Annotated in this window: 24 protein-coding genes; all 24 read left to right on the forward strand. The window is 39.3% G+C overall.

Annotated features, from left to right (window positions below):
* The first annotated feature begins 1 nt into the window (after position 1).
* The 24 genes from Q3A68_RS06920 (at position 2) to rfbD (ending at position 23,380) form a co-directional block, all read left to right on the forward strand.
* Positions 2-412 carry a sugar 3,4-ketoisomerase gene (locus tag Q3A68_RS06920; protein ID WP_302900328.1) on the forward strand — a complete coding sequence of 137 codons (411 nt, stop codon included), beginning with the start codon at positions 2-4 and terminating at the stop codon, positions 410-412.
* The gene (locus Q3A68_RS06925; RefSeq protein ID WP_302900329.1) at positions 378-821 is read left to right on the forward strand and encodes a sugar 3,4-ketoisomerase; all 444 of its coding nucleotides are present in this window, start codon (positions 378-380) and stop codon (positions 819-821) included. The genes Q3A68_RS06920 and Q3A68_RS06925 overlap by 35 nt, the downstream gene beginning before the upstream one ends.
* A complete protein-coding gene (locus Q3A68_RS06930; RefSeq protein ID WP_302900330.1) occupies positions 818-1,888 on the forward strand; it encodes an ATP-grasp domain-containing protein in 1,071 nt (356 codons plus the stop codon). The genes Q3A68_RS06925 and Q3A68_RS06930 overlap by 4 nt, the downstream gene beginning before the upstream one ends.
* The gene (locus Q3A68_RS06935) at positions 1,885-2,790 is read left to right on the forward strand and encodes an NAD-dependent epimerase/dehydratase family protein (RefSeq protein ID WP_302900331.1); all 906 of its coding nucleotides are present in this window, start codon (positions 1,885-1,887) and stop codon (positions 2,788-2,790) included. The genes Q3A68_RS06930 and Q3A68_RS06935 overlap by 4 nt, the downstream gene beginning before the upstream one ends.
* A complete protein-coding gene (locus tag Q3A68_RS06940) occupies positions 2,771-3,406 on the forward strand; it encodes an HAD family hydrolase (RefSeq protein WP_302900332.1) in 636 nt (211 codons plus the stop codon). Before Q3A68_RS06935 ends, Q3A68_RS06940 begins: the two co-directional genes overlap by 20 nt.
* Positions 3,407-3,480: 74 nt before the next feature.
* Positions 3,481-4,578 carry a DegT/DnrJ/EryC1/StrS family aminotransferase gene (locus tag Q3A68_RS06945; protein WP_302900333.1) on the forward strand — a complete coding sequence of 366 codons (1,098 nt, stop codon included), beginning with the start codon at positions 3,481-3,483 and terminating at the stop codon, positions 4,576-4,578.
* Between the two features lie 8 nt (positions 4,579-4,586).
* Entirely contained in the window at positions 4,587-5,858 is a 1,272-nt protein-coding gene (locus Q3A68_RS06950) for an O-antigen translocase (RefSeq protein ID WP_302900334.1), read from the forward strand.
* Between the two features lie 4 nt (positions 5,859-5,862).
* Positions 5,863-6,762: a glycosyltransferase family 2 protein gene (locus Q3A68_RS06955; protein WP_302900335.1), complete on the forward strand. Its 900-nt coding sequence runs from the start codon at positions 5,863-5,865 to the stop codon at positions 6,760-6,762.
* A 20-nt stretch (positions 6,763-6,782) separates the two neighbouring features.
* On the forward strand, positions 6,783-8,066 hold the full coding sequence (locus Q3A68_RS06960; protein ID WP_302900336.1) for a hypothetical protein: 1,284 nt from the start codon (positions 6,783-6,785) through the stop codon (positions 8,064-8,066).
* Positions 8,067-8,082: 16 nt separating this feature from the next.
* Positions 8,083-9,396, forward strand: coding sequence for a glycosyltransferase family protein (locus Q3A68_RS06965; protein ID WP_302900337.1), 1,314 nt, complete (start codon positions 8,083-8,085; stop codon positions 9,394-9,396).
* Complete coding sequence (locus Q3A68_RS06970) at positions 9,393-10,604, forward strand: glycosyltransferase (RefSeq protein ID WP_302900338.1); 1,212 nt, start codon at positions 9,393-9,395, stop codon at positions 10,602-10,604. The genes Q3A68_RS06965 and Q3A68_RS06970 overlap by 4 nt, the downstream gene beginning before the upstream one ends.
* A gap of 18 nt (positions 10,605-10,622) precedes the next feature.
* Positions 10,623-11,834, forward strand: coding sequence for a glycosyltransferase (locus tag Q3A68_RS06975; RefSeq protein WP_302900339.1), 1,212 nt, complete (start codon positions 10,623-10,625; stop codon positions 11,832-11,834).
* A 5-nt stretch (positions 11,835-11,839) separates the two neighbouring features.
* Complete coding sequence (locus Q3A68_RS06980; protein WP_302900340.1) at positions 11,840-12,877, forward strand: polysaccharide biosynthesis protein; 1,038 nt, start codon at positions 11,840-11,842, stop codon at positions 12,875-12,877.
* A gap of 6 nt (positions 12,878-12,883) precedes the next feature.
* Positions 12,884-13,333, forward strand: a complete 450-nt coding sequence (locus Q3A68_RS06985; RefSeq protein WP_302900341.1) for a cupin domain-containing protein — start codon at positions 12,884-12,886, stop codon at positions 13,331-13,333.
* On the forward strand, positions 13,330-14,445 hold the full coding sequence (locus Q3A68_RS06990; RefSeq protein WP_302900342.1) for a polysaccharide biosynthesis C-terminal domain-containing protein: 1,116 nt from the start codon (positions 13,330-13,332) through the stop codon (positions 14,443-14,445). Before Q3A68_RS06985 ends, Q3A68_RS06990 begins: the two co-directional genes overlap by 4 nt.
* Positions 14,446-14,478: 33 nt before the next feature.
* Complete coding sequence (wecB, locus tag Q3A68_RS06995; protein WP_302900343.1) at positions 14,479-15,618, forward strand: non-hydrolyzing UDP-N-acetylglucosamine 2-epimerase; 1,140 nt, start codon at positions 14,479-14,481, stop codon at positions 15,616-15,618.
* Between the two features lie 66 nt (positions 15,619-15,684).
* The gene (locus Q3A68_RS07000; RefSeq protein WP_302900344.1) at positions 15,685-16,845 is read left to right on the forward strand and encodes a hypothetical protein; all 1,161 of its coding nucleotides are present in this window, start codon (positions 15,685-15,687) and stop codon (positions 16,843-16,845) included.
* A 150-nt stretch (positions 16,846-16,995) separates the two neighbouring features.
* Complete coding sequence (locus tag Q3A68_RS07005) at positions 16,996-18,114, forward strand: glycosyltransferase family 4 protein (protein ID WP_302900345.1); 1,119 nt, start codon at positions 16,996-16,998, stop codon at positions 18,112-18,114.
* Positions 18,104-19,012: an NAD-dependent epimerase/dehydratase family protein gene (locus tag Q3A68_RS07010; RefSeq protein ID WP_302900346.1), complete on the forward strand. Its 909-nt coding sequence runs from the start codon at positions 18,104-18,106 to the stop codon at positions 19,010-19,012. The genes Q3A68_RS07005 and Q3A68_RS07010 overlap by 11 nt, the downstream gene beginning before the upstream one ends.
* Before the next feature lie 49 nt (positions 19,013-19,061).
* A complete protein-coding gene (locus Q3A68_RS07015; RefSeq protein WP_302900347.1) occupies positions 19,062-19,373 on the forward strand; it encodes a DUF3467 domain-containing protein in 312 nt (103 codons plus the stop codon).
* Between the two features lie 353 nt (positions 19,374-19,726).
* On the forward strand, positions 19,727-20,851 hold the full coding sequence (locus Q3A68_RS07020) for a glycosyltransferase family 4 protein (protein ID WP_302900348.1): 1,125 nt from the start codon (positions 19,727-19,729) through the stop codon (positions 20,849-20,851).
* A gap of 140 nt (positions 20,852-20,991) precedes the next feature.
* Entirely contained in the window at positions 20,992-21,936 is a 945-nt protein-coding gene (gene fcl / locus Q3A68_RS07025; protein WP_302900349.1) for a GDP-L-fucose synthase, read from the forward strand.
* Between the two features lie 28 nt (positions 21,937-21,964).
* Positions 21,965-22,519 (forward strand): dTDP-4-dehydrorhamnose 3,5-epimerase, encoded by a 555-nt coding sequence (gene rfbC, locus Q3A68_RS07030; protein ID WP_302900350.1) that lies wholly within the window; start codon positions 21,965-21,967, stop codon positions 22,517-22,519.
* Between the two features lie 9 nt (positions 22,520-22,528).
* Entirely contained in the window at positions 22,529-23,380 is an 852-nt protein-coding gene (gene rfbD / locus Q3A68_RS07035; protein ID WP_302900351.1) for a dTDP-4-dehydrorhamnose reductase, read from the forward strand.

Raw genomic sequence — 23,380 nt, forward strand, 5'->3', positions numbered from 1 at the left:
TATGAGTTTAGTGTTAGCAAAGATTATTAATCTGCCCAAAATCCTTGACGAGCGAGGTAATTTGTCGTTCCTTGAGGAAACTAAACATATTCCGTTTGAAATAAAGCGTACCTATTGGATTTATGACGTACCGGGGGGCGAGACACGCGGCGGCCATGCCTATAGAACAAACCAGGAATTTATTGTAGCTATCTCGGGCAGTTTTGATGTGACATTGAATGATGGGAATGATAAAAAGACATTTTCATTGAACAGATCATATTATGGCCTGTATGTACCTAATGGCTTATGGCGTCATATGGAAAATTTCTCAACTAATTCTCTTGCATTAATTATCGCTTCCGAAGATTATGATGCGAATGATTATATACGGGACTATGATCAGTTTTTATTCAGCTCCAAAGCCAGGTAAGATGATTTCAGTATACGATTGCTCCATATTTGAATTGCCAAGGATTAAAAACAGAGCGGGTAATATTACGCCGGTACATAATAATATTGAAATACCTTTTGCCATAAAAAGAGTGTTTTATCTGTATGACATTCCCGGTGGAGAATCAAGGGGCGCACATGCTCATAGAGAGTGCCATCAGTTTTTGATTGCTGCCAGCGGAAGTTTTGAGGTGTCACTCAATGACAGTAGAACACAACGGACGATACAATTAAACAGGCCTTATTTAGGATTGCATATTCCTCCGGGCATTTGGGCTTCTGAGATTAACTTTTCTTCCGGGGCCATTTGCCTGGTATTTGCGTCACATCTCTACAATGAGAATGATTACATAAGAGAGTATAATGATTTTCTAACCTATAAAAAATGAAAAAAATATTAATTGCCGGAGCTGGTGGCGCGCCTTCTGAAGGGGTAATAAATTCCCTTCTGAAAAGTGAAAAGGATGAGCTGATCATGGGTATGGGAAGCGAGCCAACAGATTTGGTTATGTCTGCTGCACAAGAAAAGTATTATATTCCATATGCAAATTCGAGTGAGTATAAAAAATCACTACTGCATTTACTAAATGAAGTAAAACCCGATCTTATTCACTTCCAAAACGATCTGGAAATTTATCATGCTTCAAAATTCATCGATGAAATACATGCTTGTGGAGTTAAAACATTTATGCCAGATCACGAAGTAATTGATACTTGTGTACACAAGTACAAGACTTACCTGAAATTTAAAAGTGCAGGTATCGCGGTGCCAACTAACTATATGATCAATAACCCGGACGATCTGAAGAGAGCTTTTTCTGATTTGGGTGATGAGAATGGGAACATATGGTTGCGGGCCTCGTCTATAGGCGGGGGTGGTAAGGGAGCTTTACCTACCAATGATTACGTTTTTGCGAAAGGATGGTTGGATCGTTTTAATGGCTGGGGCGATTTTACAGCCGCGGAAATGTTAATGGCAGAAACCGTAACCTGGTTGTCTATATGGCATGAGGGAGAGTTGGTAGTTGCACAAACCAGGATAAGAAAGGGATGGACCCACGGCAACAGAAGTGTTTCGGGAGTGACCGGCGTTACCAAGGTTGGCCAAACTTTCTCAGATCCTTTGGTTGATGATATTGCTATCAAATCAGTTAAAGCCGTTACTGAAAAGCCGCACGGAATATTTGGCGTAGACATGACCTATGACAAGAATGGCGTGCCAAATCCGACAGAAATTAATATCTCAAGGTTTTTCACTACAGTGTTATTTTTTACAGAAGCGGGGCTCAATATGCCTGAGATATTTAAGAATATTGCATTGTATAATGAGTTTCCAAAACTGAAAAACAATCTTAACCCATTAGACAATGGCTTGATGTGGCTTAGAGGGATGGATATCAAACCAATGCTTACCCGCTCTGAGGAAATTGGGAAGATCATTAAGAATTTGTCATGATATTATTGACAGGCGCTTCCGGTTTTATTGGTAAACACTTACACAATGCTCTAATCAAGAAATTTGGAGCAGATAACGTAGTGGCCCTCACATCCGAACCAATCCCGGGAGCCAATTGTCTGTTACATAATAATTATCACTTTGAACCAAGTTACTTTGCCGAAAATGGTTATGCTGATGCCATCGAAGTAATCGTTCATGCAGGAGCATATACGCCAAAGAATGCCTCGCAAGCTAATGACTATTTAAAATGCAATCAGAATATTTATAATACCGAGAAACTATTATCCTCTGACTTGCCTAAACTTCAAAAGGTAATTTATTTGAGTACTTTGGACATATATGGTAAAACGGACGTGGTATCAGAGTCTTCGCTCGTGGAGCCTGTTTCCCTTTACGGATATTCTAAATTGTATGGTGAGAAAATGATTGCTGCCTGGGGTAATGAAAAACATAAAAAGTTCCAAATATTGAGAATTGGCCATGTATATGGTCCCGGAGAAGAAAATTATCAGAAGATCATACCAGTTACTATGAAAAACCTGATCAATAACCAACCCATACAAATTTGGGGAAATGGCAAAGAGATCAGGTCATTCATTTATATAAAAGATGTTGTTGAGGCGATAGTAAATGCGATAAATTTAGATGAAGATATTGGGCCAGTTAATCTGGTAGGCAATAATTCAATAAGCATTTTAGAATTGGTAAATGAGCTTATCAGAATAAGCGGGCATAAGGTTGCAGTTGAACATGTTGCGAGCGCTGGCGCAGGCAGGGATCTGGTTTTTGATAATAGCAAACTAAGAAAATATTTATTACAATCTGAAACGAGCTTAGATAAAGGACTCACTGAAGAATGGCATTACATGAACCGGAGCGATGGAGAATATATTTTTTGATTTAGACGGAACATTACTGGAGTCGAGGCCACGGCTTTATAAACTATTTCAACAGATGGTGCCACTGTCGGGGTTGTCATTTGATGAATATTGGGCATTGAAAAGAAATAAAACCGCCCACAAAGAGATTTTAAGAGACCTGTTTAATTATCAACCGATGGAGATAACCAGGTTTGAAGCGGACTGGTTAAAACAAATAGAGCAACCCGAATGGCTTATTTTGGATGAACCTTTTGCAGGAATATCAGACTACTTAAAAGCATTGAAACAGACGCATAAGGTTTTCATTGTAACTTCAAGACAATCTGAAAAAATGGCATTTGAGCAGATCAGCAGGTTTGGCTGGCTAGAGATGATAGACAAGTTATTGGTTACAGGTCAGGTGCAGGAAAAGTACGACCTCATAAAAAATGAAGTAAAAGTAAGTTCAGGGGATTGGTTGGTTGGGGATACCGGGAAAGATATCCAGACAGGAAAACGATTGGGGATGAATACCGCAGCAGTTTTAACCGGTTTTTTGAACAGGGAGAAACTCGCAGAATATGAGCCTGATATTATTGAAACGGAAGCTACAAGGCTGAATTTTAATCAATTAAATAAGCTGAGGACTACCTGATTAGTTCCATATAAGAGATAAATTAAATAACCCATTCCGGGTATTATCCGGGATGAAAGTATAACAGAAATACGATGATAAAATTCTTGGATCTGTATAATATAAATCAGCAGCATAAATCTGAATTGATACATGCGTTTGAACGTGTGCTGGATTCAGGGTGGTACATTTTAGGGAAAGAAGTAAAACAATTTGAGGATGATTTTGCCGCCTGGTGCGGTACAAGGTATGCCATAGGGGTAGCAAATGGCTTAGATGCTTTGATACTGATTATCAGGGCATACAAAGAATTGGGAATATTTGAGGACGGTGATGAGATAATCGTCCCGTCAAACACCTATATCGCCAGCATTTTGGCTGTATCTGCGAATGATCTTATACCGGTTTTAGTTGAGCCTGATCCGGAGACCTATAATATCGATCCTGGTCTTATCGAGGCCAAAATCAGCTCAAAAACCAAAGCAATTTTGCCGGTTCATTTGTATGGCCAATTGTGCGATATGGAAAATATCAGCAAGATTGCCCGAAAGCACAATCTAAAAGTGATTGAAGATTGTGCACAATCACATGGTGCGGCAATCAATGGCAGAAAGGCTGGTAATTTTGGAGATGCTGCAGGCATTAGCTTTTATCCCGGGAAAAACCTGGGCGCTTTGGGTGATGGCGGGGCAGTAACTACCAATGATGATGAATTAGCTTCAGCTGTAAGGGCGCTGGCAAATTACGGGTCCCATATCAAATACAAGAATAAATACAAAGGTATTAATAGCCGGTTGGATGAACTACAGGCGGCATTACTTGGGGTGAAACTAAAATCGTTGGATGCAGACACACAAATCAAAAGAGATATAGCTAACCGTTATCTGCAGGAAATAAAGAATGATAAAATAAAGCTACCCAAAGTAACGGAACAGAGCGCACACGTTTGGCATTTGTTTGTGGTTCGGACAAATGATCGTAATGGCCTGCAGCAATATTTAACTGATAATGGTATCCAAACAGTAATACATTACCCTATACCCCCGCATAAGCAGGAGGCATATAAAGAATGGAATGAACTAAGCTATCCAATATCTGAACAAATACATGCTGAAGTATTAAGTCTGCCATTGAGCCCGGTTATGCCCGTCGCGGAAGTAAATAAAGTTATTGAAGTATTGAATAATTATTAATCGCCGGTTTGAAATTAGTAAAGACAACTTTTTTTACCTCTATTATTACCTTCGTTCGTATAGGTTCAGGCTTTGTGAGCAGTAAGATAGTAGCCATGCTCACAGGCCCTGCCGGTGTCGCCATAATCGGGGCGTTCAGCAATTTTATATCTATCGTACTGATTTTCGCAAATGGCGCCATTAACACCGGAGTAGTAAAATATACTGCTGAGTACAATGGAAATGATGGCCAGCTAAAGGAGCTCTTCAGCACTTCCCTCAAGATATCTGTATACTGCTCATGTATTGTGGGCTTGTTGCTTATTATTCTGGCGCCTTATTGTTCGGCATGGTTGCTTCTAAACGACATTTACACTAATGTGATAAGGGTGCTCGGTATAACTATCATACTATACTCGCTGAATACTTTATTTATAAGCATTTTAAATGGTAAAGGGCAAATAAAAAGCTATACGATAGTAAATGCCGCCGGTAGTGTGATCGGGTTAATAATGACAGCAGTGCTGGTATATTTTTTTAAAGTACGGGGTGCACTGTATTCGTTGGTCTTAACACCTTCCATTGTTTTTTTTGTTACTGCAAGCTTAATTATAAGGACCCCCTGGTTCAGGTGGGATTACTTTAAAGAGGCATTTAATAAAACAGTTGGTAAAAAATTAAGTCACTTTAGTTTAATGGCCATAGTCTCTGCGATAACGGTCCCTGTTGCCCAAATCGTATTGCGTAATATAGTAATTGCCAAAGTGGGCATAAATTCTGCAGGATACTGGCAGGGAATGATGAAAGTATCAGATGGTTATTTGCTGTTAATTACAACATCGTTAAGCACCTATTATTTACCAAAGCTATCCTCTTTAAAAACCAGGGCAGAATTAAGAAAGGAAATCTTTTCAGGGTATAAAATCATACTACCAGCCGTGCTTTTAGGGTGCTGCAGCATATATTTCCTTCGTTTTATTATTATACGCGTTCTATATACGCCTGATTTCTTAAAAATGGAGGGTTTGTTTATCTGGCAGCTATGCGGGGATTTTTTTAAAATATCCGCATGGATATTAGCTTACCTGATGTTGGCAAAGGCTATGACAAGAGCATTTATTTTTACCGAAATAATATTTAGCGCCAGTTATGTTGTTTTAGGATATGTATTCCTCAATATTTTTCACCTAAAAGGCATAACAATGGCATTTGCTGTAAATTATTTTTTATACCTGATAACCATGATCCTCTTATTCAGAAAATTACTGTTCTGGAAAAAAGATGCACGTGTAAATAGTTGATCTTATGCAGGCAACGACTGAATTAAATGCGCCTTTGGTATCGGTGATAGTACCAAGTTATAATCATGAAAGATTTATAACCCAATGTGTTGAAAGCGTAATGCAGCAGACTTATAAAAACTTTGAGCTAACGGTTATTGATGATGGCTCAAAAGATGGGAGCAGGGAAATATTAAAACAACTACAAGAAAAATACACCTTCAACTTAGTGCTTCAGGAAAATATTGGATTGACCTCGACGCTGAATAAAGGCATTCAAAACTACGCTGAGGGCAAATACGTTTCTTTTTGTGCATCTGACGATTACTGGGCATTGGATAAACTGGAAAAACAGGTAGCGTTTATGGAACAGAACGCAGAATTTCCGGTGTGTTTTGGGAAGGTATATATGGTCGATCTGGATGGAAACGTCATCCCATATCTTACGGAGGCGGCTAATAAATTCTTAAAAGGCGGCTATATATTTAAAGAAATTATATTTCAGGAGCTTCACCCGCCGGTAAATGCTTTGTTCAGAAAGTCAATATTTGAGGAAGTAGGGTATTACAAAAATACCTGGGCCGATGATTTCTATATGGATTTGAAAATTGCGGAGAAACACCCTTTCGGCTTTATTGATGACTATTTAAACTATTACCGCCGCAGCCCCGAAGTAAACGATGTGAAGTCCAAAATGATCAATCAGAAAACTATCTATTCCCATCTTGATTCCATCAATGAGTATAAGCATTCACCTTATTACAAAAAAGCCATAAAGCTTTGGTATTTAAGGTGTTTTTATTGGTATCTTCCATATCGGTCGACCAAAAAACTGGCCTTTAAAGGAATGATCAGAAATTTAGATCAGTTGACCTCTTTCAATTTTTTAAAAGCAATTTTTAAATTCATGGTTCTTTGGAACTAACGGATAAATAAGCTTGTATAATGATGAATTTAGGAAAATATGTGAAGACTGGTATGCTGATTTTTGCGGTATACATCTACATATTTAACCCTCCGGTTAAAGGGCTTCCTAATCTTATCTGGCTGTTGTTGCCTATTGTTTGGGGCTATTTATTATACTATTCGTTAGTCGGTAAGCTCTTATACCTGTTTAAGAATGAGATCATCCTGGTCATTCTAATAACTTTGTTTACGCTACTCCGTGACATTGACTGGACTAATGGCACATCCAGCAAAAACTTCTTATATATTAACGGGACATTGCTGATCGAGGCCATCCCGTTTGCCTTTTTTATTGTCGATATCTGCTCTCGCAGGTTGAAATTACCTGACAAGGCCTCGCATGAAGAACGGCTGATCAATATTATATTATGGACGTGTTTCTTTGCTGCACTTATTACGGTCATGCTGCTTGTCAACCCTTCACTGAATAATGTGATGAATAACAAGATCCTTGCAGCAAGTGAGTACCAGCAAAATAATTTGCTCCGGGGGTTTGGTTTTGCATCCACGTTGTTTTATTCTTATGGGCTTGTTCAGGGAACGGCCGCTGCGATCATTCTTTTGAAGATGTCGGAGGGAAGAAAGCATTTTGTAATATATTTTATAACCCTTGTTCTTTTGCTAATCTCAATAATGGTAAACGCACGCATCGGTATGGTGCCCGTTATTGTTATGGGGTTTTACCTAATATTTGTCAGGAAAAAGATAAAGATGTTTTTGTATGCATCTGGGATATTAGGAGTGATGCTTGTTGTATTTCTTTCATCTGATTTTGCCGAAAAGTATCAGAAGATAATTGAATGGGGATTCGGTTTTTTTACACAAACCCTGGGTTTTGTATCGGGTGGTAAAAGTAAAACCGGACCAGACACATTCGGGGTATTAGGTAATATGGTGGTGTTGCCTGATAATGCATTGGATTGGATAGTAGGTTCGGGGGCTGACCTGTTTTTGCACGGCCAAACCAGTGGTACGGTTACTCATTCAGATATTGGTTTTATAAGACAGCTTTACTATGGTGGTATAGTATACCTCACATTATTGATGACGTTAGTCACTATAATGGCCGTTCGTCTTTACAATCTTAAAAAGCACAGATGGTTTTTTGTGCTTTTTGTATTTACAGTGATAGCGGCAAATGTTAAAAGTAATTTTATAAATAATCACTCGGCCTTCCGATTGTTCCTGCTGATATATATGGGATTTATATATTATTCGTTTCTTGAACGTACCGAAAAGCAGCCACGGGCGATAAAATATTAAAGTTTGATAGCTAAATATGGATAATGACTTTTGTAAAATTCTGATAATATCAAACAGTATTCCCAACGACGATAATGCCACCAGCATTACCTTAAAGAATATGTTTTCGGGGTGGCCAGCGGGTAAAGTGGCCATCGTTTATACCTCACTCGATAATAACACCCCGCAGAGTATCTATCGTGTATTTCATATATCTGAGTTAAAATATATGAAGAATAAAACTTCAGATAGTGACGGGCTGCTTAGGGGACTTCGTTCATCAAAAAGTGAGGTAAAAGGGGTAAGTGGAGCAGCGGCGGATAAATCGCTAAAAGGTAACATATTAAATTACTTACATACTCTTGCCTCTTCCTATAAGGCATTGCTCCCGTATCGATATGATAAGGCGTTAGACCAATTTATTTCTGAATTTAAGCCCGGTATCATTTATTCGCCACTAGGCTCTATTGCCATAACGGATATTGTGTATAAACTTTCCGTTAAATACAATCTTCCCGTTGTTCCGCATTTTATGGATGATTGGCCGCATACCATTTACGAAGGCGACCCTTTGCTAATAATGCCCCGGCTGAAAAAGAAACACCTTTTAAATAAAGTATTCAGACAATCAGAGGTTGGTATTGTGATCAGCGAAAAGATGGGAATAGAATATCGGTCTGAATATCATAAAGAGTTTTTTGCTTTGATGAATTGTGTCGATATCAAAGAACCCCATAAAAGCGATCTGCATGAAAACCAAAAAATAATATTTTCTTATTTCGGAGGGCTTCATTTGCTAAGATGGCAAACGCTACTACAGTTTTTTAGGGCAGTTAAAAACAGCAAGGCTTATGCCTCGCAGAATCTGGGGTTCAGGATATATACTTCTGATGCAGACCGTGCGAAATATGAACGCCAATTCGGACAAATAGCAGAAGTGGTATTTTGTGAAAGAGTTTCTCAGGAAGAGTTGATCGGCAAGATGCGGAGCAGCAATTATTTGATTCATGTAGAAGCATTTGATGAAAAGATAAAAAAATACACGCGGTTGTCCATTTCGACAAAAATTCCGGAATATTTGGCAGCGCAAAGGCCCATAATTGCCATCGGCCCTCGTGACATCGCTTCGATAGAATATCTAAGGGATAATAATTGTGCTTATGTGATAGCAGATTTAAATGGTCCGGATGTATCGGCGATAATAGAAAACTCATCGTCAGAGGACAGTAATAAACGACTGCTGGCTAACGCCTGGCAACTGTTTTTAAAAAATCATGAAAAAGAAACACAGCATAAGTTGCTTAATTATGTTTTCCAGAAATCATTGGATAAAAGTCAAAAGATAAGATGAGTAACCAACCACCAGTCTCCGGTATGGGCAAAAAAGGAATTTTATATGTAGGGGGATTTGAACTACCTGATAAGAACGCAGCGGCTCAGCGTGTGGTTGCCAACGGAAAGCTATTCATGGAGTTGGGTTATTCTGTTTACTATCTTGGTATTGATCGCACATTGACTGAACGAACGCCCGTTGAATCAACAAAAAAAGTATTCGAAGACTTTGAATATTACGGTTTAAAATATCCTTCTGGCTTAGCTGAGTGGATATATTATTTGAATAATATTACGGATATTATCAGGATTGCAAATAAGATTGATTCATTAGAATACATAATAGCTTATAACTATCCGGCTTTCGCATTGGCAAAACTGGGCGGCTGGTGCAGGTCGAGAAACATCCGCTTAATTTCGGACTGCACAGAATGGTATGATCCGCAGGGCAACTTGGCGTTTAAAATGATCAAAGGCTTTGACACCTATTTACGGATGAAAGTTGTTCAACCCAAATTAGATGGGTTGATCGCGATAAGTGGTTACCTGTATTCATTTTATGCCAGCCGGATGAAGAATGTAATACAAGTTCCGCCCTTGGTAGATATTCGGGCCGAAAAATGGACAAGTGATTGCATACGCAGCCCAAAAGAAATGGTGCTTGTATATGCTGGCTCGCCGGGAAGCGGAGCAAAAGATAAATTAGATGATGTATTGAGTGCGCTGGCTATTATTAAAACAGACACAAAGATCCGGTTTTTGCTCAATGTTGTTGGCCTGACAAAGCAGCAATATATCGATAATTTTGGTATCAGTTCCTTCCCCGAGATTTTGGAAAGTGAGGTGAGGTTTAAAGGACGTTTGTCCCATACCGATGCCCTTAATGAGATAAAATGTGCTGACTATGCGGTGTTTATAAGAGATAACAACCTGGTAAATACGGCAGGCTTCCCGACAAAGTTTGTTGAAGCACTCTCCTGCGGAACTCCGGTTCTTGCTAATGCCAGCAGCAACATTACCGATTATTTGAAAGATGGGGAGAATGGGTACATTTTAGACAATTCTACCAGCGAAAACCTGGTACGTACTTTTAAATTTGCATTATTGCAGGGTAAAGACAAAATACAGGCTATGAAAAGGCTGATTAAAAGCAACAATATTTTCGATTATAGAAACTATAATGAATTAATAAGACGGTTTTTAAACTCGGTTAGGATGGAGAAATAAATATATAAATTCCTGATTGTGAAAAATCTATTGCTTTTAACTGGCCTTTTTCCCGATGAAATACGTTCGGAACTTATTGAAAACAGTAAGGCGAATACTCAATTTGCTGCGGACGCACTACAATGGTCTTTTCTAGGGGGATTAACCAAATACTATCATAACCTACATGTTCTCAATTTTCCTTTTGTGGGTTCGTACCCGGTGTTGTGTAAAACTCCTTTTATAAAGTCTCTGCCCTTCGGGAAAAACAAAGGGTTTGACGGGTTTAACGTTGGTTATTTCAACCTGATGGCATTGAAGAATGGCATTATATACCGGGAGGCGAAAAATAATATCCGCAAATGGGTAAAGCAGGCTGAAGGAGAGAAGGCGATTCTAATCTATTCTGCATTTTTACCTTTCCTAAAAGCTGCTATTGCTGCAAAAAAGGAATTTCCTGAACTTAAAGTTTACCTGATATTACCAGATTTGCCCCAGTTTATGGGCGGGCCTGATAATGTTTTGTATAAGGCATTCAAAAAATTCACCAACGACCAGTTGTATAAAAACTTTGGCGAAATTGATGGTTTTGTACTTGTCAGTAAGTTTATGGCCGAAGCATTAAATATGAATAGTAAACCGTGGACAGTTGTGGAAGGTATTTATAATGATCCAGCAAGTACCGTTCTTTCCTCTAAAACACCTTCCGGTAAAAAGATCATTCTATACACGGGCACTTTGGCCCGGCGTTACGGCATATTAAGACTACTGGAAGCTTTCGGTTTAATAGATGATAAAAATTACCTGTTGGTAATTTGTGGCGACGGAGATACAAAAGAAGATATTAACTTAGCCGCCGAAAAGGATACCAGGGTCATTTACAAAGGATCGATCGATAGGGTAGAAGTGCTAAAACTACAGCAACAAGCTTCATTGCTGATCAATCCCAGGACTGCCGAAGGGGAGTTTACCAAGTTTTCTTTTCCATCTAAAACTATGGAATATCTTGCTTCAGGTGTACCCACACTTTTATATAAATTACCCGGTATCCCGGATGAATATTATGATTATTGTTATAGCTTAGAAGATATTTCTATACCTGTATTAGCAGCTAAAATCACTGAAATTCTAAGCCTTGACCCGATAGTTTTAGCCGAAAAGGGGCTTAAAGCCAGGGAGTTTGTTTTGAATAACAAAAATCCCGAAAGACAATGTGAAAAAGTATATAAGTTAATTGAAGAAATTAGTTAACCACGATGTTTAAAGATAAAATATTATTGATTACCGGCGGAACAGGCTCATTTGGTAATGCAGTTTTAAGTAGGTTTTTACATACAGATATAAAAGAGATCCGCATTTTCAGTCGTGATGAGAAGAAACAGGACGATATGCGAAACCAGCTTAAAAACGAAAAGCTGAAATTTTATATAGGCGATGTACGGGATTACAACAGCATTGAGCGAGCCATGCACGGTGTCGATCTGGTATTTCATGCAGCTGCATTAAAGCAAGTGCCGTCCTGCGAATTTTTTCCGATAGAAGCCACAAAGACTAATGTATTCGGTACGCAAAATACAATCGATGCTGCTGTAGCCAATAAAGTAACCAAAATAATATGCCTGAGCACAGATAAAGCAGCATACCCGATCAATGCAATGGGTATTTCAAAAGCGCTGATGGAAAAGGTTGCCATTGCTGCGTCGCGCAACATTATTGATAATACAACTACTGTGTGCCTGACGAGATATGGCAATGTAATGGCTTCCCGCGGTTCCGTTATCCCCCTGTTTTTGAAACAGATAAAAGAAGGTAGTCCAATAACTATTACCGATCCCAAGATGACACGTTTCCTGATGTCGCTGGAAGATGCGGTTGACCTGGTTTTGTTTGCTTTTGAGCATGGTAATCAAGGCGACTTGTTTGTCAATAAAGCACCTGCAGGCACTATTGGCGATTTGGCTACAGCATTAAAAGAATTGGCCAAGGCCGATAATGAGACGCAAATAATTGGTACACGTCATGGCGAGAAGTTATACGAAACATTGTGTACCCGTGAGGAAATGGCCAAGGCGCAGGATATGGGCAATTTTTACAGAATACCTGCTGATAACCGCAACCTGAACTATAACCAATATTTTTCGGAGGGTGAAGTGGATATCGCCCGGATCGAGGATTACCATTCGCACAATACTCAGCAGCTGGGGGTAGAAGGAATGAAAAAACTGTTAGCTGATCTGCCTTTAATAAAAAAGGAATTGTTTGGTGATAACGAGGTGGCGCAATATCCGGGGTAAGCTGATATGAGTAATCAACCTGAGATTATATCCGGTGCCGTACATGCCGATCAGCGAGGCAGCATCTCTTTTATTAACGATTTTACGTTTGCCGATATAAAGCGCTTTTATACTATTGAACCGGCGGATTCAACGATTGCTAGAGCCTGGCAGGGGCACCGGCACGAAAGCAAGTGGTTTCACGTTATTGCAGGCTCGTTTAAAGTAGTAGCAGTAAAGATAGATAATTGGGAAAACCCTTCCGATGGGTGCGAACTATTTGAATATGATCTGTCAGCCGGCAGCCCGGCTGTTTTACATATTCCCGGGGGATACGCTAATGGTTTTAAAGCTTTAGAATCCGGCTCACGTGTGATGATATTCTCTGATTTTACAGTTCAGCAATCTATCGGTGATGACTACCGGTACGATCAAAATAAATGGTATAACTGGAATGAAATAAGCAATACAATATGAAAATAGGTATTACAGGAAATGAAGGATTTATCGGTAAACACCTGGCCAATACCCTCGGGCTTTTTCCTGAAGAATTTGAAGTAGTCCCTTTCTCCAGGGAGTATTTTGAAGATGATAATAAGTTACAGCAATTTGTTGCTGACTGTGACGCCATTGTTCACCTGGCTGCGTTAAACCGTCATCAGGATCCGGATACTATTTATAAAACTAATATTGAACTGGTTGAAAAACTGGTTAATGCACTGGAGGCTGTTAACAGCGAAGCACATGTTCTGTTCTCTTCTTCGTCTCAGGAGGAAAGAGATAACGTATATGGCAAAAGCAAGAAAGAAGGCAGGGAACTGTTTGCTGCCTGGGCCAAGCGTTCGGGCGGAAAGTTTACTGGTATGGTAATCCCCAATGTCTACGGTCCTTTTGGTAACCCTTATTATAATTCGTTCATCGCTACTTTTTGCTATCAGCTAACACACAACGAGCCCCCGAAGATTGAAGTTGACGGAGATGTGAAACTGATCTACGCAGGAGATTTGGCAATGGCTATTATAGATGAGATCAGGAGCAAGGTCGGAAATGATCTGTTGATTATCCCGCATACCGATGAAAGGAAAGTGTCCGTTATTTTGAACCTTTTGGAAGGTTATAAAAGCCACTATATGGATAACGGTATCATTCCGCAACTAAGTCATCCATTTGAAGTGAAGCTGTTCAATACGTTCCGTTGCTATATGGATATCAAAAACCATTTCCCGGTTAAGTTTAAGCAGCACATCGATCCAAGAGGGGCCTTTGTGGAGGTGATCAGGCTAAATGTAGGCGGGCAGGTGTCTTTTTCTACCACTGTGCCCGGCATAACGAGGGGCAACCATTATCATACACGAAAAATTGAGCGCTTTGCAGTTATAAAAGGAGAGGCATTAATACAGCTCAGAAGGATCGGGACAAACGAGGTGCTTGACTTTCATCTTTCCGGCGATGAGCCTGCCTATGTGGATATGCCTGTATGGTATACTCATAATATTAAGAATACAGGTACTGAAGAATTATACACTATTTTCTGGATCAATGAGTTCTACGACCCGGCTGATCCGGATACTTATTTTGAAAACGTTTAGCTGAATATTAAAACATCTGCCTAATATTATATAATGAAATCGAGACTTAAAGTAATGACCGTGGTTGGCACCCGGCCCGAAATAATAAGATTGTCGCGGGTAATGGCGGCATTGGATCAGTCGGAAGCCATTGACCATATACTGGTTCATACCGGCCAAAACTATGATTACGAGCTGAACCAGATATTCTTTGATGATCTGGGCATACGCAAGCCAGACCACTTCTTAAATGCTGCCGGAGCGACAGCTACCGAGACTGTCGGGCAAATACTGATCAAGATCGATCCGTTGCTGGAAAGCGAAAAGCCTGATGCTTTTCTGATACTGGGAGACACTAATAGCTGCCTTTGTGCTATACCCGCAAAAAAACGCCATATCCCAATATTCCATATGGAAGCGGGTAATCGCTGTTTCGATCAGCGTGTTCCCGAAGAAACGAACCGCAGGATAGTTGACCACATAGCTGACATTAACCTTACTTACAGTGATATTGCCCGCGAATATCTTTTACGGGAAGGTCTACCTGCCGACAGAATTATTAAAACCGGTTCTCCAATGTTTGAGGTTTTGAATTATTATCGCCCTGAGATCGAAAAATCGGAGGTGTTGAGCCGTTTGAGCCTGGAAGAGAATAAGTACTTTGTAGTTTCGTCACACCGCGAGGAGAACATTAACAGCGAGAAGAATTTCAATGGATTGATCGCAAGCTTAAATCATATTGCAGAAACTTTCGGTTTCCCGATAATCGTAAGCACGCACCCGCGTACCAGGAATATGATTGAGGCTAAAAAGGTGTCGGTAAGGCCGGAAGTACAGTTCCTGAAGCCGTTGGGATTTAATGACTATAATGCTTTACAGATGAAATCGTATGCTGTTTTATCAGACAGTGGGACTATATCCGAGGAATCATCGATCCTGAACTTCAGGGCATTGAACATACGCGACGCACATGAGCGTCCTGAGGCAATGGAAGAGGCAGCGGTAATGATGGTAGGAATGAACCCTGAACGCATTATGCAGGGGTTGAAGCAATTACAATATCAAAAGACAGGCGAGGAGCGGAATTTCAGGCGGGTGGCAGACTATTCGATGCCGAATGTTTCTGATAAAATGGTTAAGATCATTTTAAGCTATGTCGATTATGTTAAACGTGTTGTATGGAGCGAATTTTAAACTCCCGACGCCAAAACCAATCAAATAGCTTAATGTTATACAAACAGCTATAAAAACTAAAAAGTTATGAAAAAGTTTCCCCTTACCCCATTTAAAATACTGATGTTATCACTGATAATATCTATGTGTATCTCCGCAAAAAATTGTAATGCACAATCCGGGTTTCAAGTTAAACCTATCCCTGCTCAATACAAGCCGTCGGCTGATATGCTATCCCCATATCGCGAAAAAGCCAATGCAGAAAAGGCCACCGCTTACGACCTGACCAAAAGCTTACCGCAAGGTTACGTCACCGATGGATCAGTTGATTATACTTCCTATTTGCAGCAGGGTATAAATAGCAATGCCAAAGTTGTTTTCCCAAATTTCCCTGTACTGATCAATATTAAAGGATTGGCATTGAAAAGTAACAGCACCGTTATTTTTGATGTAAATTCAAAACTGATATTAGCCCCAAGCGAAAACCCTCACTACCAGTTATTAGGCATTTTCAATGTACAGAACGTAAAACTATATTTCCCAGTGCTGGAGGGCGACCGCAAAAACCATAACGGTACTAAAGGAGAATGGGGCATGGGTATTTCTATTGCAGGGGCAACCAATGTGGATATTATTAATCCCGTTATTTCTGATTGCTGGGGCGATGGTATTTACGTAGGAAGAATGCCTGGAACTTCCAAAGATATCCGCATCTTTTGTCCTGTGTTAAATAACAACCGCAGGAACGGTATCTCTATAGTTTCGGTGGATGGTTTGACTATTAGAAAAGCGCTGGTGTGTAATACAAACGGCACCGATCCGCAAGCAGGTATCGATTTTGAACCTAATGGTAATACGGATGTTTTGAATAACATTTTGATTGATGCGCCAATCACTTATAACAATGCGAAGATTGGTATGGCATTCTCAATATGGGCGATGCGGGGCAAAATAGATAAGGAGGCAACTATTACTATCCGTAATCATCTGGATGATGGTTCGGACAATGCTTTTTTATACTATGGCTTCAGAGATACACAGGATTCTAATAATATGAACGGTCATATACAGGTTATTAACCCAAAGTGGAAGAACAACAGAAAATCGTTTGTACGTATGGGGCATTCTGAAAAAGGACCTAATATTGAATTCAACAATGTTTCTATATCAAAAGACAGTGCTGATCAACCGGACTCATTAAAAAAACTTAAAAGGAACTTTGGCAGGGATAAGATAAATTTTCATTAATCTTTTTCCTTTGTCAGGATATTATAAAAACGGATCGCCGGCTTGTACAGCTGGCGATCTTATTTTACGAGTGCCGGATATTCTTTAATACATTACTTTTACGGAAAATTGTCAAACGGTTGGTTGACGCATTAATTTGAAATTTATTTAATGGGTAAAAAGCTTCTTTTTGTAGTAAATGTCGATTGGTTTTTTGTTTCGCACAGGTTGCCGCTGGCTCTTGAAGCGTTAAAAAGAAAATACGACGTTTATTTAGTTACCAAAGACACTGGATGCGAAAGATCACTAAAGGAGCACGGTATAAAGGTGATCAATATCGATTTTGAACGTTCAGGCAAAAATCCGGTTAAAGAACTTTCACTCATCACCCGGTTAACAAAAATATATAAAGAAATAAAGCCGGATATTATTCATCATATCACGCTAAAACCGTCGATATATGGCACTATTGCAGCCCGGAAAGCCAAATCAAAGGCGAAAGTCATCAATGCGGTGAGTGGCTTAGGATATACCTTTACGGATAATCGGAAGTCGCTAAGTAAGGTGTTTTTGAAAGGACTGTTGAAATGGGCCTTCAGCGACCAGAAATCACATTTTATTTTTCAGAACCCTGATGATCAGGCTTTTTATAATCAGCTTGGTTTTTTAAATGGAAAAAACTTTGTGGTAATTAAAGGCTCTGGAGTGGATGAAAAAGAGTTTGGCTTTTTGGCGCCTGTAAAAAAACAAAAACTGGTGGTGGTGCTCCTTGCAAGGATGTTAAAGGACAAGGGCGTACTCGAGTTTATAGCGGCAGCACAGGTATTGATAAATGAGTTTGCCGATCAGGCAGAGTTCTGGCTGGTAGGTGGAGTTGACGAGCATAATCCGGCGCATATTACTGAAAAGGAGCTGAATGAAAAATGCGACCCTGGTTATATTGTTTGGTTGGGGCACAGGAGCGATGTACAGCATATTTATGAGCAATCGGACATTGTATGCCTGCCTTCGTACAGAGAAGGGTTGCCCAAGTCGTTGATAGAAGCTATGGCAATTGGTCGCCCGGTCTTAACGACAGATGCAATTGGCTGCAGGGAATGTGTCGATGAAGGTATTAATGGCTTTAAGGTACCCGTAAAAGATCATCAGCAATTAAGTCTACGTATTAAGCAACTGTTGCAGGATGAGAATTTGAGATTAAAAATGGGAAAAGCCTCAAGAGAGAAGATGGTAAACGAGTTCTCACTTAAAGAAGTGGTGGCGCAGACATTTAATTTGTATGAAGGCTAATGTTTTAATCACGGGCTCAACCGGTTTTGTTGGTCAGAATTTGCTGCATTATCTGAAGGGTGATTGTCGGGTTCATACTATTAACCGCACCGAGCTGCAAGGTGTTTCTGTTGAGGCGTTAAATTCGATAGATACCATAATACATCTGGCGGGCAAGGCGCATGATCTAAAAAAATCTTCCAGTCCTGGCGAATATTATCAGGTGAACTTTGAACTTACCCGCAAGCTATACGATGCTTTTCTAAAATCAACAGCGCAAAAGTTCATTTTCATAAGCTCGGTAAAAGCAGCTGCTGATTCCGTGACAGGTGTTCTTGCTGAAAATGATAAACCCAATCCTCAAACAGATTACGGCAAATCAAAATTAATGGCTGAAGAATATATACAGAATCAGCCTTTACCCGAAGGCAAATCGTACTATATACTTCGCCCATGTATGATTCATGGCCCGGGTAATAAGGGTAATCTTAACTTGTTATACAAATTTGTAAAAAAAGGCATTCCATATCCATTGGCAGGTTTTTATAATCAGAGGTCATTTTTGAGTGTCGAAAACTTGTGTTTTGTTATAAAAGAATTGACCCGACAGACTGGAATCGCTAACGGGGTATACAATGTAGCCGATGATGAGACGCTATCGACCAACCAGGTGGTGACGCTACTAGCCAATGCAATAGGAGCAAAGCCGAAGCTGTGGAAGATAAACCCAAAACTTATAGGTTTTTTAGCAAAATGCGGAGGTGTGTTGCATTTGCCGCTGACCACCGAACGTTTGCAAAAACTTACAGAAAATTATATTGTTAGCAATAATAAACTAAAGCAGGCGCTAGGTAGTGTATTGCCACTTACAACGATAGAAGGTCTTACAATTACTGCTAAATCATTTAACAAAGCGTAGCCGTCGATATATCATTACAAATTTCAAAAGCCTTTGCTATTTTTATACCATGGAAGAACAAAATGAGAATCAGCTGAATATTGAACTTTCTGAAGAGATGGCGGAAGGTGTTTATTCAAACCTGGCAATTATAACTCACTCTAACTCAGAGTTTGTGATAGATTTTATACGTGTAATGCCGGGAGTGCCTAAAGCAAAAGTTAAATCACGTATTATTCTGACCCCTGAGCATGCTAAACGCCTTGTATCGGCTTTGCAGGACAATATTGAAAAATTTGAAAATGTAAATGGCCGTATCAAAATTCAATCTGAGCCAACCGGGTTCCCCATGAATTTTGGGGGTACAATGGGGCAGGCTTAAGTATTATTAATAAATATTTTACTAATTTAATAATATATATTGCGTAGTTTGCCGAAAGAAAGAGTACAAGTGGCTGTTTTTTCGATAAAAAACAAGTTTCCTTCAGAATTTTCGCTTAGATTTAATATAATATTTAATTTTTTAAGGTAATATAAAACAATTTTCGTTATTTATTGTAGTGATATATAACACAAACAGTTCATTCACTAATTTAATATGAAATATTGTTTATTATGAGTTTTGAGCCCGCATACAGTTATATATCAGAAAAAAATATTGAAATAATTAACCCAATTGTCCCGGGCGATACTGTCTTAGATGCAAGATCGTCCTCCAAGATTAACATTGGTGAAATGAATAAGGTTACCGACGCATCAAAAAATGTCCTCCAATTTTTATGCTTTAACTCACCTTATGGCGGTAGTTTTTTCCAGTCCCTGTTGATGCTTGAGCAGAAATTAAACCAGGATGATGTGGATATGGTTTATCTATTCCATATGGACACTTCACATTATGACTGGATTCAGAATCTCATTAAGCAAGGAAAAAAAATATATTTTTTAAGTGGAAATCTTTCAAAAGATGTTTTTTATATAAGAGATATACTTGTAAAACATAATATTAAATATATACATGCGCACTTTGCCGGGCTTAAATATTTGTTCTTGCTGAATGTTGCCAGCAAACTATACAGCAGGCAGACTTTTATTCTGAGACATCTTCGGAACCATGACAAACCAAGAGGTTTTTTTGGCGAAGGCCTTAGAAAAATGTTAAATAAAGTTGATTTGTATATAGGGTGCAGCGAATCTGTAGCCCTTGAATATCAAAGGAACTTTAAAATTGATAATAAGAAGATCACACACGTTACCAACGCAATCAACTTCAACAGGTTAAATAAATTTGAGAACCTGCAACGTGCTGATTATGGGATAGGTGCTGACACAAAAGTGTTTTTGCTGTTTGGGTTTGACTACCATCGCAAAGGCGTCGACGTTGTTCTTGAGGCGATGGACGGCTTAGTAGCAGCTGGTTATGACGTTTGTTTATTACTGAGTTTGTCTACCAACAGAGAGGTAATTGAATCGAAGATTGCCGACCGCTTTTCCAAAATTCCGGATTGGCTGAGAATACTTAATCCCAGGGATGATATTGCTTCTTACTATCGTTTAAGTAATTACTTTATATCTGCCTCCCGCGAAGAGGGTTTCTGTAATGCTTTGGTAGAAGCGGCTTATTGCGAAAGGCCAATAATCAGCAGTGATATACCGGGCCAGGGCGAATTGAATATTCCTCATACTTATAAATTTACTTCTGAAAATATAGCCGAGTTGAAAGATGCGATGATTGCAATTATATCATTATCAGATTCGAAGAAAAGTCAGATTGTATCCGAACAAAGAGAATATGTTATTAAGAATTTTGATTTGGAAACATGGGCTGATCAAATTACAGGAGTTTACAAAACCCTTAATTGATATCTCCGAGTTTTCTGTCATTTGAACCGCTTTTATTGTTCAACAAGACATAGAGGTATTCTTTGGCTCCATAGCAGAATACAAATCCTCTTAGTCTAATTTTTTAACTATTTTTACGTCGCAAAAATTACCTCTTCGTTGTGGAAAAAAATTCAAAGATCTATATAGCAGGCCACCGTGGCATGGTTGGTTCGGCAATCTATCGTAAACTTCAAAAGGAAGGCTATACTAATATAATTACCCGTTCATCAACAGAACTTGATTTAAGAATACAAAACGATGTCGCCGACTTCTTCGAACAGGAGAAGCCGGAATATGTTTTTTTAGCAGCTGCGAAGGTCGGTGGTATTGTAGCAAACAACACTTACCGTGCTGATTTTCTATACGAAAATCTTCAAATTCAGAATAATATTATCCATTCATCATATCTTAATGGTGTAATAAAGCTGATGTTTTTGGGCTCAAGTTGTATATATCCCAAACTGGCTCCCCAGCCTTTGAAAGAGGATTATTTACTTACAGGTCTGCTTGAGCCTACTAATGAACCTTATGCTATTGCCAAGATAGCAGGTATCAAGATGTGCGATGCTTATCGCTCCCAATATGGTTGCAATTACATATCAGTAATGCCAACTAATTTGTATGGCTATAATGATAATTATCACCCGCAAAACTCACATGTATTACCTGCTTTAATACGTCGTTTCCATGAGGCCAAGGTTAATCATACACCAGAGGTAACTATTTGGGGAACGGGTACTCCTAAACGCGAATTTTTATTTGCAGATGACCTGGCTGAAGCCTGTTACTATCTGATGCAGAACTATAACGAAGAGGGCTTGGTAAATATTGGCACTGGAGAGGATATTTCTATTAAAGACCTGGCTTTGCTGATAAAAGATATTATCGGATATGAAGGGGAAATTAAGTTTGATACTTCAAAACCGGACGGCACCCCTCGTAAACTGATGGATGTTTCTAAACTACATAGCAAAGGCTGGCATCATAAAATAGAGTTAAGGGACGGTATAAAATTGGCTTACGAAGACTTTTTGACGCATCAGGCAAACCTGGTTTCTAATTGATCATTTTTCGAAATAATAAACTAGGATCATGACTATCGAATCTACCCCCCTGAAGGGTTGTATTATTATAAAACCAAGCATTTTTGGTGACCAACGCGGTTATTTTTTCGAAAGTTTTAACCAGGAGAAATTCAGAGCATTAACCGGGATCGATACTGTATTCATACAGGATAATCAATCTTACTCAACGAAAGGAGTGCTTAGGGGCTTACACTTACAAAAAGGGGCGTCGGCGCAGTCAAAATTAGTACAGGTGGTAAAAGGAGAAGTTCTGGATGTTGCGGTTGATTTGCGTCGGAACTCAAAAACCTATGGCAAGCATTTTAGCATAAGGCTTTCTGATGACAATAAGCTGCAACTATATATACCGCGGGGATTTGCACACGGCTTTGTAGTATTAAGCGATGATGCCATATTCCAGTATAAATGTGATAATTACTATGACAAGACAGCTGAAGGAGGTATCTATTATGCGGACCCTGACCTGGCAATCGATTGGATGTTGCCTTATGACCAGTTGATCGTATCACCTAAAGACCTTGAACTGCCTAATATGTCAGCAATGGGAGCAACCGGCTTTTAAATTTATCGGATGAGTAATATTGTAGTTTTTGGCGCCTCGGGCCAGTTAGGGCAATGCTTGAAAACGGTTGCGAATGCACGGGGGCTTACCTCTATATTTTTTCCGTCTGAAACCGATGCCAATATTTTGGATAAGGAAGCACTTAAGAAAATATTTGATACTTATAAACCTTCGTGGTGCATCAACTGTGCAGCATATACAGCTGTGGATAAAGCAGAAGATGAAATTGATCTTGCCCGTAAAATAAATAAAACAGGAGCTGAGAATATAAGTGAATTATGCCTGGAGTATAATTCGGTTTTTATTCATACCTCTACAGACTTTGTATTTAGAGGAGATAAGGCAACACCTTTGGATGAAGAAGATGTTGCTGAACCTATCAATATTTACGGTTTAACCAAACTGGAAGGTGAACAGGCGGTAACTAATAAACTAAAGAAGTTTTTCATTCTTCGTACCAGCTGGCTTTATTCGGAGTATGGAAACAACTTTGTTAAAACCATGATGCGGTTGGGCAGTGAACGGGACGAATTAAAGGTAATTGCCGACCAGATAGGGACGCCAACCTATGCTATGGATTTAGCGGAATGTATCCTGAATATTATTTCAAACGAGAGCACTGCTTATGGTCTATATCATTATAGTAATGAGGGTGTGGCTTCATGGTATGATTTTGCCAAAGCCATATTTGATATTTTAGGAAGTAAAATAAAAGTATTGCCTATAAAAACATCAGAGTATCCTACACGCGCGGAGCGCCCGGCTTATTCTGTAATGAGTAAGGCGAAAATCAAGGAGACTTTTAATATCGAAATTCCATATTGGCGCGATAGTTTAATAACTTGTATCAGTAAACTTTAA

The organism is Mucilaginibacter tolerans, assembly GCF_030519375.1.
Taxonomy (GTDB): Bacteria; Bacteroidota; Bacteroidia; order Sphingobacteriales; family Sphingobacteriaceae; genus Mucilaginibacter.

What these genes read in the sequence shown, in the direction of transcription:
- Q3A68_RS06920 (WP_302900328.1), top strand. Translation starts at nt 2, where the DNA reads ATGAGTTTAGTGTTAGCAAAGATTATTAATCTGCCCAAAATCCTTGAC.
- Q3A68_RS06925 (WP_302900329.1), top strand. Translation starts at nt 378, where the DNA reads ATGATCAGTTTTTATTCAGCTCCAAAGCCAGGTAAGATGATTTCAGTA.
- Q3A68_RS06930 (WP_302900330.1), top strand. Translation starts at nt 818, where the DNA reads ATGAAAAAAATATTAATTGCCGGAGCTGGTGGCGCGCCTTCTGAAGGG.
- Q3A68_RS06935 (WP_302900331.1), top strand. Translation starts at nt 1,885, where the DNA reads ATGATATTATTGACAGGCGCTTCCGGTTTTATTGGTAAACACTTACAC.
- Q3A68_RS06940 (WP_302900332.1), top strand. Translation starts at nt 2,771, where the DNA reads ATGGAGAATATATTTTTTGATTTAGACGGAACATTACTGGAGTCGAGG.
- Q3A68_RS06945 (WP_302900333.1), top strand. Translation starts at nt 3,481, where the DNA reads ATGATAAAATTCTTGGATCTGTATAATATAAATCAGCAGCATAAATCT.
- Q3A68_RS06955 (WP_302900335.1), top strand. Translation starts at nt 5,863, where the DNA reads ATGCAGGCAACGACTGAATTAAATGCGCCTTTGGTATCGGTGATAGTA.
- Q3A68_RS06960 (WP_302900336.1), top strand. Translation starts at nt 6,783, where the DNA reads ATGATGAATTTAGGAAAATATGTGAAGACTGGTATGCTGATTTTTGCG.
- Q3A68_RS06965 (WP_302900337.1), top strand. Translation starts at nt 8,083, where the DNA reads ATGGATAATGACTTTTGTAAAATTCTGATAATATCAAACAGTATTCCC.
- Q3A68_RS06970 (WP_302900338.1), top strand. Translation starts at nt 9,393, where the DNA reads ATGAGTAACCAACCACCAGTCTCCGGTATGGGCAAAAAAGGAATTTTA.
- Q3A68_RS06980 (WP_302900340.1), top strand. Translation starts at nt 11,840, where the DNA reads ATGTTTAAAGATAAAATATTATTGATTACCGGCGGAACAGGCTCATTT.
- Q3A68_RS06985 (WP_302900341.1), top strand. Translation starts at nt 12,884, where the DNA reads ATGAGTAATCAACCTGAGATTATATCCGGTGCCGTACATGCCGATCAG.
- Q3A68_RS06990 (WP_302900342.1), top strand. Translation starts at nt 13,330, where the DNA reads ATGAAAATAGGTATTACAGGAAATGAAGGATTTATCGGTAAACACCTG.
- wecB (WP_302900343.1), top strand. Translation starts at nt 14,479, where the DNA reads ATGAAATCGAGACTTAAAGTAATGACCGTGGTTGGCACCCGGCCCGAA.
- Q3A68_RS07000 (WP_302900344.1), top strand. Translation starts at nt 15,685, where the DNA reads ATGAAAAAGTTTCCCCTTACCCCATTTAAAATACTGATGTTATCACTG.
- Q3A68_RS07005 (WP_302900345.1), top strand. Translation starts at nt 16,996, where the DNA reads ATGGGTAAAAAGCTTCTTTTTGTAGTAAATGTCGATTGGTTTTTTGTT.
- Q3A68_RS07010 (WP_302900346.1), top strand. Translation starts at nt 18,104, where the DNA reads ATGAAGGCTAATGTTTTAATCACGGGCTCAACCGGTTTTGTTGGTCAG.
- Q3A68_RS07015 (WP_302900347.1), top strand. Translation starts at nt 19,062, where the DNA reads ATGGAAGAACAAAATGAGAATCAGCTGAATATTGAACTTTCTGAAGAG.
- Q3A68_RS07020 (WP_302900348.1), top strand. Translation starts at nt 19,727, where the DNA reads ATGAATAAGGTTACCGACGCATCAAAAAATGTCCTCCAATTTTTATGC.
- rfbC (WP_302900350.1), top strand. Translation starts at nt 21,965, where the DNA reads ATGACTATCGAATCTACCCCCCTGAAGGGTTGTATTATTATAAAACCA.
- rfbD (WP_302900351.1), top strand. Translation starts at nt 22,529, where the DNA reads ATGAGTAATATTGTAGTTTTTGGCGCCTCGGGCCAGTTAGGGCAATGC.